This window comes from [Flexibacter] sp. ATCC 35103 (assembly GCF_001975985.1).
Taxonomy (GTDB): domain Bacteria; phylum Bacteroidota; class Bacteroidia; order Flavobacteriales; family Flavobacteriaceae; genus Flavobacterium.
The window spans coordinates 963,432-979,882 of sequence record NZ_MTQF01000001.1 but is presented as its reverse complement, the minus strand read 5'-3'; the positions used below and the strand labels follow the sequence as shown (position 1 = coordinate 979,882).

Genomic DNA, 16,451 nt, shown 5'->3' with positions numbered 1-16,451 from the left:
GTTGTATTTAATCATTTTACAATTAGACTCTTATTATTTTATAGAAAGAAAAATCGTACTTTTGTTTGACGTGGCGAAGTAAGCAATAGATCTCTACTGTAGCAAATCATTTTTAGCAGTATTGTACGGCGATAAATATGTTTTTTACATTTTGCGAGTTATTACACTTAATTATTATCTTTGAATTATGAGCACAATTACAAAACCAAATCATATAGGGCGAAAAATAAGCCGTATTCGTGAACTTCGAGATATGAAACAAGAAGCTTTGGCACAAGCTTTAGGAACAAACCAACAAGCAGTTTCCGCTATAGAAAACAGCGAAACAATTGATGAAGATAAACTTATCGAAGTAGCAAAAGCACTTGGTGTAACTGTTGAAGCCATTAAGAATTTTTCTGACGAAGCTGCAATTAATTATTTCAATACTTTCAATGAAAGTCCTAATAACTATTTTGGACTTAATAATTGTACTTTCAATCCGTTAGATAAATTAATGGAAACTGTAGAAGAAAATAAAAAACTTTACGAACGTTTGCTTCAGGCTGAAAAAGACAAAATCGAATATTTAGAAAAATTACTAAATCAGAAATAGTATTTTTTAATGAGATCAATAATGCAAATACTTTAATACCACAGAAAAAGTAGCGCTAAATATTATTCATAAAAAAAAGCAGCTCTTGTAGAGTTGCTTTTTAATTTAAGAGAAAGCAATACAAGATTATTGATAATTTACACTAATTTTCTAAATCAAAAGAAAGTTAGTGTTTAAACAAATTACAATAGTCATCTGTTATAAATTAAAACTATTTATTGAAAATGAAGGAGCAAGAAACAATACAAATATTTCAAGATAAAAAAGTAAGAACCGTTTGGGATCAAGAGGAAGAAAAATGGTATTTTTCTATCGTTGATACTGTTCAGGTTTTAACTGATAGTCCAAATCCAAGAAAATACTGGAGCGTACTAAAAATACGTTTAAAGAAAGAAGGAAGTCAGTTGACTACAAATTGTAGTCAACTGAAAATGCAGTCATCTGATGGTAAATATTATAATACAGATGTGGCTGATACTGAGTAGTTATTTCGATTAATACAATCTATTCCTTCCCCAAAAGCCGAACCATTTAAACTGTGGCTTGCTCAAATTGCAGCAGAACGTTTAGATGAAATGCAAGATCCGGAACTTTCTATAGATAGGGCCTTAGATCAATATTTGCAATTGGGATATTCTGAAAGTTGGATAAATCAGCGATTAAAAAGTATTGAAATTCGTAAAGAATTAACTGATGAATGGAAAAACAGAGGAATAAAAGAAGGCAGTCAGTTTGCGACTTTAATAGATATAATTTCTAGTACGTGGTCAGGAAAAACTACTAAAGAGTATAAAATGCTCAAAGGATTAAAGAAAGAAAATCTGCGAGATAATATGACAAATACCGAATTGATTTTGAATATGCTGGCAGAAGCCTCTACAAAAGATATTTCGGTTGCAAATGAACCGGGAACTTTTGATGAAAATAAGGAAGTTGCCCAACAAGGGGGTAATGTCGCAAAAGTGGCTTTAAAAGAATTAGAATCTAAAACAGGAAAAAAGGTTGTGACATCACTGAATGCGACTGATATTTTGAAAAAACAAATAGATAAATAATAATTCTAATATTTATCCATAAAAAAGCATCAGCAGAGGTTGATGTTTTTTTTATGGTTTGTTTTTGGATCAGATTTATTGTGCATTGTTGACGAACCATATATTTGGAATATGTAACATGATTTTATTAAATATTTTTTTATTTATTTCAAATATTTAATACTAATATTACAAATTGAGAAAACTATTAATAAAACCTAAAACTATTGAATGAAAACAAAACTACTTTTAATTCTTTTTACTTTATTTATTTCAAAAAGTCAATGCACAACAGTTGATTTATGATTTTTCGCCTGGCAATGCTCAATTTTTTAAAAAATTTGATCAGAAGATTTATTTTCAGGGATATGATACAAATAATGGAAGAGCATTATGGCAAAGTGATGGAACTGCTGATAATACTTTTTTATTCAAAGATACAGATAGTCGAAATGATTATATTGGTACAATAGGAACCGGATCTGCAATTTTAAATAATACCTTTTATTTTATAGCCTCTGATGAAAATTCTGCAGGAGAAATATGGAAGACAGACGGAACTGATGCCGGGACTGTAAAAGTTACAAATTTTATTAACGAACGTGTTACAACACTAACAACAGCAGGAAACTCAATATATTTTTTAATAAAAAAAGAAGACGATAAGCTGGAGGTCTGGAAAACAGATGGAACAGATTCTGGAACTGTGTTGGTTAAAGAAATTTCATCTATATGGAACACGCCTACTTTTGAAGGGCAATGCAACAATATCTTTATATTTTCGATTCAGCCAGCCAATACAAGCGATTCTAGAGTATGGAGGAGTGACGGAACTTCTGCAGGTACGTTTCCCGTAACTGAACAAATGGATGGTAATGGTTCAGGATTAGTAGGTGGTTCAGGCGGTACTAGTATTTTAACCCAGTTTATTGAATATAATAATAAACTTTATTTTGCGAGCAGGCATTTTTTATTTGAAACTGATGGTACACTAGAAAACACAAAAAAAGTTGCAACTGTAAGAAATCCGTTAGTAGGTAGTTTAGTTCATTATGATGATGTTATAGCTGTAGATGGCAATTTGTATTTAATGTTTGTTTCTCTTAAAAATTTTACTAATAGTACAGGGAGTATAGAGATCTTAAAGTTTAACACCATAAACAATTCAATTGTTCCGGTTTATAAGCAACAAATTGATAAATATTTTTCAGCATCAAATCTGACCAAAATAGGTAATTCTTTAGTTTTTACGATTTCAAATGCAACTGAAGGTACGGAGTTGGTTTCTTTAAATTTAGCCAATAATGTAGTTTCTAATATAGGAGAATTGGCAGTACTAAATGATTTAGATGAATTTCAAATACCATTCAATACTCAAGTCTCAACCCTAAAATTTAATGAAAATCAATATTTTATTCATGGTGCGATAGATAAGGATGACAACCGAAAAGGATGGATATACGATTCGAATCTCAAAACTTTAGAAAATATCACTAATCTCGATAACGTTCGACTACCTTTTGAATTTAATAATTATTTGTACTATTCTAAAGACGGTAAATTTTGGAAGTATGGTAATAATCTAAATACAGAATTTTTCACAAAAGATTCCAGGTTGACTATTTACCCTAATCCATCATCAAATTATGTTAAGATTACTACAACTAATAATGAAACGATAGAAAATGTTCAGGTATTTGATTTAAATGGAAAACTCGTAATTAGTAAGTCAAACAGTAATGAAATCAATATTTCTCATTTAAATGCAGGAACATATTTTGCTAAAATTCAAATAGATGGTAAATGGATTAATAAAAAAATAATAAAAACATAGAGTACAAAGTAGGAGACAGTCAAATGAATTTTGGAACGGACAATTGTATTTTCAATCCATTAGATAAATATCCTTAAAATTTATTCATAAAAAAAAGCATCAGCTGTAGGTAGCTGATGCTTTGAATTTTTTTGGGCAAAAAAGGTGAAGATTAACGACGAAACGAAGGGCTTTCGTTTACTGATTCGTCTAGCTTGACGATTTTTGTTTTCTTAGCAGAAACTGTAATTTCATGTTTTGCTACTTTACCATTTTCTGTTACATGTAGGATGTAAGTTCCGGCAGGAAATGCCTCTAAACTTAAAGTTTTCGAAATTTCTAATTTGTCTGTAGCAGATTCTCCTGTGTACACCAAATTATTGCTTTCGTCGTAAATAGAAAAAACTGATTTCTCAACGGTGTTTAAAGTAAAGCTAACTACTTTTCCGTTTCCGGTTTTTATATGCAAGATATAATCCCCTTTTCCATCAATTGCATAAGTAAAGATTGTTGTTAAAAATACGGCAACAACTAAGCCCATTTTGGTAAAATTTGTCATGTTTTTTTTAAATGTTAATTACTATTTGTGGAACGTCCAAAACTACAAATTGAAATTTAATTTTATGCAATAAAACTACTTTTTTTAATGTCTAAATTGCTGAATTAAAGATGTTTCTGTGGTTTATTAGAACTATGTACGTAAATAAAGGGATGTTGGATGTTTTTATTTTAATATTTTTTAATAGTGTATAATCACTCTATTGTATTTATTAGGAATAGTTTTCGAAAAACAATTTACTAAAATATTTTAGTAAATTTTAGGTATAAAAAAACAGCTCAATAACCACAATGAGCTGTCTTAAAAACGATTTTTCGTTTTAAACTTTACTAACTATCTAACCTCACTTTTATACTGTATGAGTATAATTTTTTAGCGTACTGCTACGCTTGTATTTTTAGCAGAAAAACCTGCTTTGTAACTTGATGAAATTGCTTTTGTAGATAATATTGTAGCATCATCTGTTACGGTAATTTCATGTCTCACTTTTTTTACATTATCTTCAGCTTCTAAATAGTAAGTTCCTGCCGGAAATTCTTCTAAGCTAAAAGTTCTTAAAATTCCTTCTTTGCCTGAAGCACTTTCAGAATAGATTAAACTACCATCTTTATCATAAATAGCCAGGTTTGCTTTTTGCACTTTATTTAGCGCAAATGTTATTAGCTTTCCGTTCGCTTTTAATACATGAAGATTAAAATCTTCATTCCCGTCAATTGCATAAGTACTGATTCCTGAAAAAAGTACCGCACATACTAAACTTAATTTTACAATCTTTTTCATGATGTTTGTTTTTTAGATTAATAGCTCTAATTCTCTGATGCTAAATTACTTACATTATGAGTGTTTTTTCACAACTCTATTCTCCAATTTCGATGCTATATTCTCATTTACGAAACCGTTATAGGTTAAAATTTAAATTATATTTATCGTTTTTGTTAATTCGGTTGTTATTTTTCAACGTTTCGGTTAAAATAAGAGAATGTAAATTTATTTCTGCTTCTTACAAAAAATCATGCAGATAAAAGTTTTGCCACAAAGAGGCAATGGCTTTTTTTATTATAGATTTAAATTAGTAAACGCAAAATTCGCAAAGCTTTATTTTGAATCAGCTTTGCGAACTTTGTGTTTTTTGAAGGTATTGTAGATCAAAAATCTTAGCGTTTCTTGCGTTTAGATTAAATTCTCTTTGTTGTGAAAAAATAAGGCACAAAAAAAACAGCTCAATAACCACAAAGAGCTGTTTCAAAACAATCACGTTTTTAACTTTACTAACTATCTAACCTCATTTTTATACTTTATGAGAGTATAAACTTTTTTAGCGTACTGCTACGCTTGCATTTTTTGCAGTTGTATCTGCTTTATATGATGACGAAACTGCTTTTGTAGATAATACAGATGTATCATCAGTAATTGTAATTTCGTGTCTTACTTTTTTTACACTGTCTTCAACTTCTAAGAAGTAGATTCCAGCTGGAAATTCTTCAAGACTAAATGTTCTTAAGATTCCTTCTTTACCTGAAGCATTTTCAGAATAGATTAAACTTCCGTTTTTATCATAAATACTTAAGCTTGCTTTTTGTACCTGATTTAGAGCAAACGTAATTAGCTTTCCATTAGCTTTTAATACATGAAGGTTAAAATCCTCATTTCCATTCCCATTTCCATCAATTGCATAAGTGCTTATTCCTGATAAAAGTATTGCACATACTAAACTTAATTTTACGATCTTTTTCATAGCTCTATGTTTTAAAGTTTTTTAGTTCTAATTTTCTGATGCTAAATTACTCCGGTTATGGCTTTTTTTACACAACTCTATTTTCCAATTTATGTGCTATATTCTCATTTACGAAACCGTTATAGGTTAAAATTTGAATTTAATGAGGTGTTTTTGTTAATTCGGCTATTATTTTTCAATTATTTGTAACTGTTAATATTTTTCGCAATCATCTAATATTCTTACAAAAATGAGGGATGCATATAAAAACACTCAATTAAATACGATATCTTAAAAAAATCAACAAAAAAAATACGAGTAGTTAAAAAAATGCGCTGATTGTAAAAAAATGATAATTTTAATTTTGCTGATTATCATGAAAAATTCTCATTTGCGAAACCGATATAGGTTAATTTTTAAATTATATTAGGTAATTTTGTTAAATTTGCTATTATTTTTTAAAGATTTTATCATGAAGACAATCGCCCCCGCTCTTGAAGTGATATCTAACTCATACGGAAGTTCTTTTACCTATACTAAGCATGCCCAAAAGACCAATGTTAAATCTCATTTATGGCATTATCATCCGGAAATTGAATTGGTTTATATAAACGGTGGCGCAGGAAAAAGACAAATAGGAAGCCATGTTTCTTATTATACCAATGGAAGTTTGATATTAATAGGTTCTAATTTACCGCATTGTGGTTTTACAAACGAGCAAACCGGAAATATAAATGAAACCGTTATTCATATTAAACCTGAATTTTTAGGAAGTGAGTTTTTTAGTGCTCCAGAAATGAGAAAGGTGCAAAATATCCTGACTCAGTCAAAAGGCGGAATTGCTTTTGGTGGAGAAACAAAAAAACAAATAGGCAAGAAAATCGAAATGATGGAAAACCAACTTCCGTTTGAGCGATTAATAACCCTTTTGAGTATTTTTGACGAATTAGATTCTTCAAAAGATTATACGGTACTTAATGCCGATGGTTTTTCATTAGAATTGCATACACAGGATAATGATCGTATAAATGTTGTATTTAATTATGTTAAAGATCATTTTCAGGAATCGATTGCCATAGACGAAGTTTCGAGTTTGGTGAGTATGACGACGCCTTCTTTTTGTCGTTATTTTAAAAAGATTTCTAATAAGACTTTTACAGAGTTTGTAAATGAATATCGTTTGGTACACGCATCAAAACTATTGGCCGAAAAACCAATAAGTATAAATGAAGTATGTTACGAAAGTGGTTTTAATAATTTTAGCCACTTTAGTAAATCTTTTAAACAATATACTGGTAAAAGCGCTTCGCAATACCGCCAGGAACACAAGATTATTATTAGCTAAATAAGGTAGAAATCCGAGCTTTGAAATTTAGATTTTAAAATTTGGAATTTTTTTATCCTTCATTATTGTTATAAAAATTATATTTACACACTTGTTATTTTCAAAATATAACAAGTGTGTTAAGGATGGATTAATATATCAACCAATTTTATAACTGAATGAATTTATTTAGAAAACCTATAGCATTCCTACTTATCGGAATGACATTTTTTAGCTGTAACAAAAAAGAAACCGCTTTTCCTGATCCTTTAATTACTAATCGTGATACAACGGTAAATCCTGCTGATGATTTTTTTAATTATGCGAATAATGGCTGGTTTAAAAAAAATCCCATTTTGCCTACCGAAAGCAGTAACGGAATTATGCGAACCATCAATGATACGATTAACAGTCAAATAAAAAGTATCTGCGAGAAATCGGCTAAAGATGAATCTGCAGTAAAAGGAAGTAACAAACAAAAAATAGGTGATTTTTATGCTTCTGGAATGGATACGATTGCCATTGAAAAAGCAGGTTTGTCGCCGCTAAATACCGAAATCAGAAAAATCAACGAAATCAAGGATGTTTCAGGATTAGTAAATACTATGGCGCATTTGCAAACGGTAGGAGCAGAGCCGGGTTTTTCATTTTATATTTCGCAAGATGATAAAATCAGTACTAAATATGCTTTGTTTTTTGGACAAGGCGGTTTAGGAATGAAACAACGTGATTATTATCTCGATCAGGATAAACGAAATGTCGAGATTCGTTCGGCTTATTTAGCGCATCTTAAAACCATGATGCGAGCTATGGGCGACGAGGAATCTGTTGCGGTAAAAAATGCTGCAACAATTATGAAACTCGAAACTGAACTGGCAAAATCTTCCAGAAAATTAGAAGCTCTTCGTGATCCGCTGGCAAATTACAATAAACTTTCTGTAGAAAAATTCAATACAATTACACCGGATATCGACTGGAAAAAAGTGCTTCCTGTTTTGGGAATTGCAAAAGCAGATTCGGTTATTGTAGGTCAGCCGGAATTCTTTAAAGCATTAAACAAAACCATTAAAAGTTATTCTATCGAAGAATGGAAAACGTATTTAAAATGGAGCCTTGTAAGTGCGTACGCACCATATTTGACGAAAGCGATAGAAAAAGAAAACTTTAAATTCTATGCCACAACACTAAATGGTGTTGCTACTCAAAAACCACGCTGGAAAAGAGTTGTCGAGCAAACAGATCTGTCTCTGGGAGAATTAATAGGTCAGGTTTATGTTGCTGATTATATGCCAAAAGGAGTAAAGGAGAAATTACTGGAAATAGGAAACAATATTCGTGATGTATTTGCTTCGCATATCAAAAAGTTAGACTGGATGAGTGAAGCTACCAAACAAAAAGCATTATACAAATTAAGTAAAATGGTGATGAAGTTAGGATATCCGGATAAATGGAAAGATATGAGCCAACTTTCGATCAATAGAAATTCATATTGCGCGAATGTTATGAACGCCTACATTTGGGATTATAAATTTATGATCAACAAATACGGCAAACCGGTTGACAGAAACGAGTGGATAATGCAGCCACAAACCTATAATGCCTATTATAATCCAAGTAATAACGAAATCGTGATTCCGGCTTGTAATATTATTGTACCGGGTTATGAAGGACGCATGCCTGATGATGCTATTTTGTACGGAATAATTGGAGGATCTTTCTTTGGACACGAAATCACGCATGGTTTTGATGATCAGGGAAGTCAATATGACGAAAAAGGAAACTTGAACAATTGGTGGACCGCAGAAGATTTGAAAAAATTCAAGGCCAAAACACAATTGATCGTAGATCAGTATAATAAATTTTCGGTTTTAGGAAAACATATTAACGGAGATGCCACTCAAGGTGAAAACATTGCTGATTTAGGCGGAGTAATAATGGGTTATGAAGCTTTCCAGAAAACAGCCCAGTTTAAAAACAAAGAAAAAATTAGCGGTCTCACTCCGGATCAGCGATATTTTCTGGCATATGCTTATTCCTGGATGATTAACAGAAGAGATGAATCGAAAATCAACCAAATTATGACGGATGTTCATTCGCCGGAACAATTTAGAATTAACGGACCTTTGAGTAATATTCCGCAATTTCATAAAGCATTTAATGTCAAAAAAGGAGATAAAATGTATCAGCCCGATAGTTTAAGAGTTGTAATCTGGTAAAAATAAAATTGTAAGTTATATATAAAACCATTCGTTGCGGCGAATGGTTTTTTTGTTTCACGCAGATTCTGGCAATTTTTATTTAGATTTAAAATTAAAAAATCTGTTTACATCTGCTTAAATCTTTTGAATTTGCGTGAAATAAATCATTTTAACCATAATCTAATTAGTAGAAATTAGAGTAATTAGTGGCAAACTTTTTTAAATAATATAATCTGAAAAAAAATATCACAAATAGATAAACTGACTGTTAAAAACTGGTGGGATTTTTCATATGATTTATTTAGAAAAGGGTATATTTACAATCCCTAATCAGAAAAAAATAAATATGAAAAACTTTAGAATTCTAGTATTTACGGTTCTTTTATGTGCTTGTTCAGTGAGTTATGCTGCAAAAGTAGATACTTTGCAAGTTGCAAGTGCTGCTATGAGCAAAACCTACAAAGCAGCGGTTGTTTTACCTAATTCGTACTCAAAAAGCAAATCGGCATTTCCGGTTATGTATTTATTGCATGGTGCGTATGGACATTTTGGTGACTGGCTAAAAAATACGCCAAATAAAAAGCTGGTTCAGAGCCTTTCTGATCAGTATAATATCATTATTGTAATGCCAGAAGGTGAAACCTTTAGCTTTTATCTCGATAGTCCGGTAAATAAAGGAAGTCAGTTTGAAACTTTTATTACCCAGGAAGTGATTCAGAAAGTAGATAAAACTTACAGAACGATAAGCAATAGAAGCGGAAGAGTAATTACGGGACTTTCTATGGGAGGTCATGGCGCATTGTATTTATCTGCCAAACATCCTGATTTATTTTGTGCCGCCGGTAGTATGAGTGGTGCAGTGGATATGAGCACAATGCTTAATCGTGAATCATCTGCACAAGTAGTAAAACTAATGCAGCCCGTTTTTGGTGATAAAAGCGACAGCTCCGCAATGTATGAGCAATATGCCGTGATGGGAATGCTGGATAAACTAAAGGCAAATAAGTTACCACTAATTATAGATTGCGGAGTTGATGATTTTTTGATAGAACCCAACAGAGAATTACACCGAAGATTGGTTTATAATAAAGTAGAACACGATTATACAGAACGTCCAGGAGCACATACATGGGATTATTGGGAAAATTCACTACCTTATCATGTGTTATTTTTTAATAAAATACTGCTTAAAAACCAGCAGGTTGCAAAAAAATAATAACATTTTTAATGCTAAACCAATCAAAACATTTTTTTTGGTTTGGTTTTTGGAATACCTTTATAAACCTTAAAAAAATAAATATTATGAAAAAGATACTTACCTTATTCGCAGTTGTTGGATTAATCGTGTTCTCAAGTTGTGAAGGACCAGAGGGACCAGAAGGACCGCAAGGCCCAGAAGGACCAATTTCAGAAGTTTTTGAAGTACAGATGGATTTTACATCTGCTAATAATTTTGGAAAAACTTTTCCTTTAAGTCCAAAGATTTATTCTGGAGATAACCTTTTAGTATACTTATTAGTTAATACTAATAACGGAATTGATACTTGGGCATTATTACCGCAAGTGTATTATTTTCCAAGTGGTACTGCACAATACAATTATGAGTTTTCATACGACCAATTTTCTATTTTAGTAGATGCAAGCTTTCCTTTGACTCAATTACCTACTGCTTTTACAACAGGTAAAGTATTTAGAGTTGTTATTGTTCCTGGAGATGATGGAGTAAATAAAGGAGGACCAAATTCAAAAAAATCAGCTAGCGGAGTAGATTATTCAGATTATAATGCAGTTATCAAGAAATATAATATTGATGACAGTAATGTTAAGAAACTAAATTAATTACTTAGTATAAACAAAAAAAGGAGATCTTTCGATCTCCTTTTTTTGTTTATATAATCAGCAGTTTGTCATTTCGATCGAAGAGAGAAATCACACTCGGGATTCGACAAAGAATAATGCTTTTAGCAAAGGAATTTCTTTTGTGATTTAACTTCGTATGTTAGCTATAGCTCGAATCTCTCTTCAATCTCGAAATGACAAAATTGTAGTTACCGTTTTTTGTGTGATCCAAAAAATAAAAGGCCGTCTTTTGGGACAGCCTTTTTATTCTAAATATTATGTTTCAAGAATTTACTCCTCTACTTTAGGAGCTTCTTCTGCATTTTTACCATATTTTAGAGAAACCAGAATTCCTACTAAAAGCGAAAGCGCAATAAATCCTAATGAAGCCCATTCCGGAACGTGAATAAAATCGTGAAGAATCATTTTTAATCCCACAAAAGCTAATATAGCCACTAGACTATATTCAAGGAAACTGAATTTTGCCAGCATATTCGCTAAGAAAAAGTACATAGAACGCAATCCTAAAATTGCAAAAATATTAGAACTGAATACTAAAAATGGGTCAGATGTTATGGCTAAGATTGCAGGAACACTATCAACAGCAAAAAGAACATCCATTACCTCAATAACGATCAAGGCTACAAATAACGGAGTAGCAGCTTTTTTTGCGGTTTTTGTAGTAATGAAAAATTTCTCGCCTTCCATTTCAGAAGTAATCGGAATAATTTTTCCAAGCGTTTTGTATACAAAAGAATCTTTAGGCTGAAAGTCATCATCTTCTCCTGAGAACAACATTTTTAAAGCGGTGAAAATCAAGAAGCCACCAAACAAATAAGTTGTCCATGTGAATTTATTGATTAGCATTACACCAAAGAAAATCATTAATCCACGAAAGATTACAGCACCCAGGATTCCCCAGAACAAAACGCGGTGTTGGTATTTTTGTGGTATTTTGAATGATGCAAAAATAATCGCGATTACAAATATATTATCTACGCTTAAAGATAACTCAATCAAATAACCCGTAATAAACTTCATAGAAGCTACGGCAGGTTTCAGATTGTCAGGATTTGCAATATAATCTGTAGTGTAAAGCCAGTAAATTACTCCTGAAAACAGGAATGATAAAGTAACCCAAATAAGTGTCCATTTGCTTGCTTCTTTCGTACTAATAATATGTGGGTTTTTATTAAAAACTCCTAAGTCTAAAGCAAGAATAAAAACAACGGCTAATAAAAACAAAATCCAGACTATCATGATACTTTTTTTAAATGATTTACAAAGATAGTTTTTGAAGTTTAACTTAAAAATTTATTAGTATAAATAACCTTAAATTTTATGGTTTTTCCCATTGAGCGAAATTGAAATGCAAACCCAACAGATTTTTATTCAAAGTGTCTCTGCGGTTACTTGGGATTATGGAAACTAAACCCGACAGGTTTTTAAAACCTGTCGGGTTTGCTGGTAATAAAAAAAGTGCCATCGTAATCGATGGCACTTTTAAGTATATTCTAAACTAAGAATTACAACGCTGATTTTACAGTTTTGATAATTCTTGCAGCAATTTTGTATGGATCTCCGTTTGAAGCTGGCCTTCTGTCTTCAAGATATCCTTTCCATCCTTTTTGAACAGTATATAAAGGAATTCTGATTGAAGCTCCTCTATCAGATATTCCATAAGAGAAATCGTGGATAGATGCAGTTTCATGTTTACCAGTTAAACGTTGGTCGTTGTAAGCTCCGTAAACCGCGATATGCTCAGCAGTAACAGGACGGAAAGCTTCACATATTTTTTCGTAAGTTTCTTTAGAACCACATGTTCTTAGTACTTCGTTAGAGAAGTTAGCATGCATTCCAGAACCATTCCAGTCAGTATCACCTAATGGTTTTGGGTGATATTCGATATAGTAACCATATTTTTCAGTCAAACGATCTAGTAAGTAACGCGCAACCCAAATTTCGTCTCCGGCTTTTTTAGCACCTTTAGCGAATAATTGAAATTCCCATTGTCCGCAAGCAACCTCTTGGTTGATTCCTTCAAAGTTAAGTCCGGCTGCGATACATAAGTCAGCATGTTCTTCTACTAATTTTCTTCCGTGAGTGTTTTTTCCACCTACAGAGCAGTAGTACATACCTTGTGGAGCAGGATATCCTCCAACAGGGAAACCTAATGGCAATAAAGTTTTAGTATCCATGATGAAATACTCTTGTTCGAAACCAAACCAAAAATCATCATTATCATCATCAATTGTAGCTCTACCGTTAGATGGGTGTGGAGTTCCGTCTGCGTACATAACTTCAGACATTACCAGGTATCCGTTTATACGAGTTGGATCAGGGTAAATTGCAACAGGTACTAACAGACAGTCTGAAGATCCACCTTCGGCTTGTTTTGTTGACGAACCATCAAATGACCAGTTTCCAAGTTCTTCTAATGTTCCTTTGAAATTTTCATGCTCTTCAACTTTAGTTTTACTTCTAAGATTTTGAGTTGGTTCATATCCATCTAACCAAATGTACTCTAACTTAATTTTAGCCATAATAATATAAATTAATTTTTTTGTTTTTTTCGTTGGGTCAAATATAGATTTATTTTTTTAGCCGTAAAAATTAGGGGGCTGTTTTGTTTAGCTGAGTATTATTTTTTGGATAAGCGCAATTTTCAGAGGGGTATATTTTTAAAAAAGCAATTTTTAACACCATTAAAAAATAAATTCGTAAAAATCAGGGTAGTTTTTTGTAAATTAAGGTTAAGGAATTATCAAAAAATGTTTATTTAATGAATAATACTATGTTATTTTGTTATATTTCTTTGAATCAAATTCATTATTCTTTGAAAAAAGGCGCGAACGTTGAAAAATCAGCGAATAAAAATCCGGAATTTATCTTTAAAACAGGCTATTTTATTGTTTATATTTGTTCTTCTTTTTTTAGTAAAAATGATTACAAATTTTAAACTTAATATACATGTCAACATTACGTTTCCAAGCTTTAAAAGAAGCTTCTACAAGAAAGCCGGTACATTTTGAAGAAATAGACAGAAAGTCTAACCTTTTTGGTGCAAATGTGTTTAATGAAAAAGCAATGAAGCAGTTTTTGACTTCTGATGCTTTAAAGGGAGTTAGAGATGCGATTCAGCACGGAACTAAAATAGACAGAAAACTGGCAGATTATATTGCCATGGGAATGAAGGAATGGGCATTATCAAAAGGGGTTACGCATTACACGCACTGGTTTCAGCCTCTTACAGGAACAACAGCAGAAAAACACGATGCTTTTTTTGAAACATCATATGACGGAAGCGATCCTGTAGAAAAATTTGGCGGAGCACAATTGGTACAGCAAGAACCGGATGCATCAAGTTTCCCGAACGGCGGAATCAGAAATACATTCGAAGCCAGAGGATATACTGCTTGGGACCCAACTTCTCCGGCATTTATATATGGAACAACTTTATGTATTCCAACTGTTTTTATCGCCTATACGGGAGAAGCTTTAGATAATAAAATTCCGTTATTAAGAGCATTGTCCGCAATGGATGAAGCAGCGACAGAAGTATGTAAATATTTTGATAAAAATGTAAAAAAAGTAACCGCAACCTTAGGTTGGGAGCAGGAATATTTTTTAATTGATAAAGCACTTGCAAACTCACGTCCGGACTTAATGATGACCGGAAGAACCTTATTAGGACACACCTCTGCAAAAGGACAACAACTTGACGATCATTATTTTGGTTCAATCCCAACGCGTGCCTTAACGTATATGAGAGATTTAGAGCAAGAATGTATGTTGTTAGGAATTCCGGTAAAAACGCGTCATAACGAAGTGGCACCAAATCAATTTGAGTTGGCACCAATTTTCGAAGAGACAAATCTTGCCGTAGATCATAACTCCTTATTGATGGATGTAATGCAAAGAGTTGCTGAGCGTCATGATTTTAAAGTTTTATTTCACGAAAAACCATTCAAAGGTGTAAACGGTTCAGGAAAACACAATAACTGGTCGTTAGCAACAGATACCGGAGTTAATTTATTGAGTCCGAGTAAAACTCCTATGAGTAATTTACAGTTCCTGACTTTCTTTATTAATACCATAAAAGCAGTAAATGATAATGAGACTTTATTAAGAGCTTCTATTGCAACGGCAAGTAATGATCACAGGTTAGGGGCAAATGAAGCGCCGCCTGCAATTATCTCTGTTTTTATTGGGGCACAATTAACAAAAGTCTTATCAGAGTTAGAAAGTGTTACAACAGGAAAATTATCTCCTGAAGAAAAAACAGATCTAAAACTAAATGTAGTAGGTAAAATTCCAGACGTTCTTTTAGACAACACAGATCGAAACAGAACATCGCCTTTTGCTTTTACAGGAAATAAATTTGAGTTTAGAGCAGTAGGTTCAAATGCAAACTGTTCGAATGCAATGACTACTTTGAATGCTATTGTCGCAAAACAATTAAAGGATTTTAAAACAGAAGTTGATACTTTGATTGACTCAAAAGACATGAAAAAAGATGATGCTATTTTTAATGTTTTAAGAGAATATATTAAACAATCTAAAAAAATACTTTTTGAAGGTGACGGATATAGCGAAGCCTGGGAGAAAGAAGCAGCAAAAAGAGGTTTAAGTAATTTTAAAACTACGCCGGAAGCAATTAAAGCCAAAGTTTCTAAGCAAGCATTAGACTTATTCTCTGAATTAGGGATTCTTAACCATGTTGAAGCTGAAGCGCGTTACGAAATAGAATTAGAAGAATACACAAAGAAAATCCAGATCGAAGGAAGAGTTTTGGGAGATATCGCAAGAAACCACGTTATTCCTACAGCAATTCGTTATCAAAATACTTTAATAGAAAATGTAAAAGGTCTAAAAGAAATCTTCGGAAAAGAATTTGAAACTATTGCCAAAGAACAAATTGTTCTTATAAAGGAAATTTCCGGTCATATAGAAGGAATCAATTCTAAAGTATTAGCAATGACTAATGAAAGAAGATCAGCGAATCATTTGACAGATGCCCAAAAAATGGCAGAGGATTATTGTAATAAAGTAAAACCTTATTTTGAGGATATTCGTAACCATTGCGATAAACTGGAACTATTAGTAGATGACGAAAGCTGGACATTGACTAAATACAGAGAATTACTATTTACCAAGTAATACGTAAGCAACAATTATAGCAAAGCCCACCAATTAAGGTGGGCTATTTTTGTTTTAATGCTAAAATAATATACAATCAGCGTTGTTTTTGTCATATCTAACAGGTTAAATATGAATAAAATACAATAACAAAGTAATTTCCTACTTATATTTTTAAAGATTTCCGCAGTTCATCGAGATAGTTTTACACTTCATCGAAAAGTTATTAATCTATT

Annotated in this window: 14 protein-coding genes; 9 read left to right on the top strand and 5 right to left on the bottom strand. The window is 32.1% G+C overall.

The genetic code is table 11. The features are described 5' to 3' along the window. The first annotated feature begins 187 nt into the window (after positions 1 to 187). The 4 genes from BXU01_RS04155 (at position 188) to BXU01_RS04145 (ending at position 3,463) form a co-directional block, all read left to right on the top strand. Positions 188 to 595 carry a helix-turn-helix domain-containing protein gene (locus BXU01_RS04155; RefSeq protein ID WP_083691823.1) on the top strand — a complete coding sequence of 136 codons (408 nt, stop codon included), beginning with the start codon at positions 188 to 190 and terminating at the stop codon, positions 593 to 595. 224 nt (positions 596 to 819) lie between these two features. Then, positions 820 to 1,080 (top strand): hypothetical protein, encoded by a 261-nt coding sequence (locus BXU01_RS23830; protein WP_255373698.1) that lies wholly within the window; start codon positions 820 to 822, stop codon positions 1,078 to 1,080. 90 nt (positions 1,081 to 1,170) lie between these two features. Continuing rightward, a complete protein-coding gene (locus BXU01_RS23825) occupies positions 1,171 to 1,650 on the top strand; it encodes a hypothetical protein (protein WP_255373697.1) in 480 nt (159 codons plus the stop codon). 274 nt (positions 1,651 to 1,924) lie between these two features. Beyond that, on the top strand, positions 1,925 to 3,463 hold the full coding sequence (locus BXU01_RS04145) for a T9SS type A sorting domain-containing protein (protein ID WP_083691822.1): 1,539 nt from the start codon (positions 1,925 to 1,927) through the stop codon (positions 3,461 to 3,463). A gap of 151 nt (positions 3,464 to 3,614) precedes the next feature. Here BXU01_RS04145 and BXU01_RS04140 read toward each other — a convergent pair whose 3' ends face one another. The 3 genes from BXU01_RS04140 to BXU01_RS04130 form a co-directional block, all read right to left on the bottom strand. Beyond that, positions 3,615 to 4,001: a secretion protein gene (locus BXU01_RS04140; protein ID WP_083691821.1), complete on the bottom strand. Its 387-nt coding sequence runs from the start codon at positions 3,999 to 4,001 to the stop codon at positions 3,615 to 3,617. A gap of 372 nt (positions 4,002 to 4,373) precedes the next feature. Continuing rightward, entirely contained in the window at positions 4,374 to 4,781 is a 408-nt protein-coding gene (locus BXU01_RS04135; RefSeq protein ID WP_083691820.1) for a secretion protein, read from the bottom strand. 535 nt (positions 4,782 to 5,316) lie between these two features. Next, entirely contained in the window at positions 5,317 to 5,736 is a 420-nt protein-coding gene (locus tag BXU01_RS04130; protein WP_083691819.1) for a T9SS type A sorting domain-containing protein, read from the bottom strand. Positions 5,737 to 6,187: 451 nt separating this feature from the next. On the opposite strand from BXU01_RS04130, the gene BXU01_RS04125 reads away from it, so the two are divergent. From BXU01_RS04125 to BXU01_RS04110, 4 genes are all read left to right on the top strand, one after another. Beyond that, positions 6,188 to 7,060: an AraC family transcriptional regulator gene (locus BXU01_RS04125; RefSeq protein ID WP_083691818.1), complete on the top strand. Its 873-nt coding sequence runs from the start codon at positions 6,188 to 6,190 to the stop codon at positions 7,058 to 7,060. 158 nt (positions 7,061 to 7,218) lie between these two features. After that, positions 7,219 to 9,255: a M13 family metallopeptidase gene (locus BXU01_RS04120; RefSeq protein WP_083691817.1), complete on the top strand. Its 2,037-nt coding sequence runs from the start codon at positions 7,219 to 7,221 to the stop codon at positions 9,253 to 9,255. A gap of 328 nt (positions 9,256 to 9,583) precedes the next feature. Next, the gene (locus tag BXU01_RS04115) at positions 9,584 to 10,453 is read left to right on the top strand and encodes an alpha/beta hydrolase family protein (protein ID WP_083691881.1); all 870 of its coding nucleotides are present in this window, start codon (positions 9,584 to 9,586) and stop codon (positions 10,451 to 10,453) included. Between the two features lie 86 nt (positions 10,454 to 10,539). Beyond that, positions 10,540 to 11,076: a hypothetical protein gene (locus BXU01_RS04110; RefSeq protein ID WP_123773941.1), complete on the top strand. Its 537-nt coding sequence runs from the start codon at positions 10,540 to 10,542 to the stop codon at positions 11,074 to 11,076. Positions 11,077 to 11,367: 291 nt separating this feature from the next. Here BXU01_RS04110 and BXU01_RS04105 read toward each other — a convergent pair whose 3' ends face one another. Both BXU01_RS04105 and BXU01_RS04100 read right to left on the bottom strand, forming a co-directional pair. Next, entirely contained in the window at positions 11,368 to 12,336 is a 969-nt protein-coding gene (locus tag BXU01_RS04105) for a TerC/Alx family metal homeostasis membrane protein (protein WP_083691815.1), read from the bottom strand. Between the two features lie 266 nt (positions 12,337 to 12,602). After that, the gene (locus BXU01_RS04100) at positions 12,603 to 13,619 is read right to left on the bottom strand and encodes a glutamine synthetase beta-grasp domain-containing protein (RefSeq protein WP_083691814.1); all 1,017 of its coding nucleotides are present in this window, start codon (positions 13,617 to 13,619) and stop codon (positions 12,603 to 12,605) included. Positions 13,620 to 14,046: 427 nt separating this feature from the next. Here BXU01_RS04100 and BXU01_RS04095 point away from each other — a divergent pair, with 427 nt between their 5' ends. Then, positions 14,047 to 16,236 (top strand): glutamine synthetase III, encoded by a 2,190-nt coding sequence (locus BXU01_RS04095; protein ID WP_083691813.1) that lies wholly within the window; start codon positions 14,047 to 14,049, stop codon positions 16,234 to 16,236. The last annotated feature ends 215 nt before the right edge of the window (positions 16,237 to 16,451 follow it).

Excerpts from the sequence above, each read along its gene's own strand:
- BXU01_RS04095 (WP_083691813.1), top strand. The coding sequence starts at position 14,047 with ATGTCAACATTACGTTTCCAAGCTTTAAAAGAAGCTTCTACAAGAAAG.
- BXU01_RS04155 (WP_083691823.1), top strand. The coding sequence starts at position 188 with ATGAGCACAATTACAAAACCAAATCATATAGGGCGAAAAATAAGCCGT.
- BXU01_RS04125 (WP_083691818.1), top strand. The coding sequence starts at position 6,188 with ATGAAGACAATCGCCCCCGCTCTTGAAGTGATATCTAACTCATACGGA.
- BXU01_RS04130 (WP_083691819.1), bottom strand. The coding sequence starts at position 5,736 with ATGAAAAAGATCGTAAAATTAAGTTTAGTATGTGCAATACTTTTATCA.
- BXU01_RS04105 (WP_083691815.1), bottom strand. The coding sequence starts at position 12,336 with ATGATAGTCTGGATTTTGTTTTTATTAGCCGTTGTTTTTATTCTTGCT.
- BXU01_RS04135 (WP_083691820.1), bottom strand. The coding sequence starts at position 4,781 with ATGAAAAAGATTGTAAAATTAAGTTTAGTATGTGCGGTACTTTTTTCA.
- BXU01_RS04110 (WP_123773941.1), top strand. The coding sequence starts at position 10,540 with ATGAAAAAGATACTTACCTTATTCGCAGTTGTTGGATTAATCGTGTTC.
- BXU01_RS04120 (WP_083691817.1), top strand. The coding sequence starts at position 7,219 with ATGAATTTATTTAGAAAACCTATAGCATTCCTACTTATCGGAATGACA.
- BXU01_RS23825 (WP_255373697.1), top strand. The coding sequence starts at position 1,171 with ATGCAAGATCCGGAACTTTCTATAGATAGGGCCTTAGATCAATATTTG.
- BXU01_RS04140 (WP_083691821.1), bottom strand. The coding sequence starts at position 4,001 with ATGACAAATTTTACCAAAATGGGCTTAGTTGTTGCCGTATTTTTAACA.
- BXU01_RS04100 (WP_083691814.1), bottom strand. The coding sequence starts at position 13,619 with ATGGCTAAAATTAAGTTAGAGTACATTTGGTTAGATGGATATGAACCA.
- BXU01_RS04115 (WP_083691881.1), top strand. The coding sequence starts at position 9,584 with ATGAAAAACTTTAGAATTCTAGTATTTACGGTTCTTTTATGTGCTTGT.
- BXU01_RS23830 (WP_255373698.1), top strand. The coding sequence starts at position 820 with ATGAAGGAGCAAGAAACAATACAAATATTTCAAGATAAAAAAGTAAGA.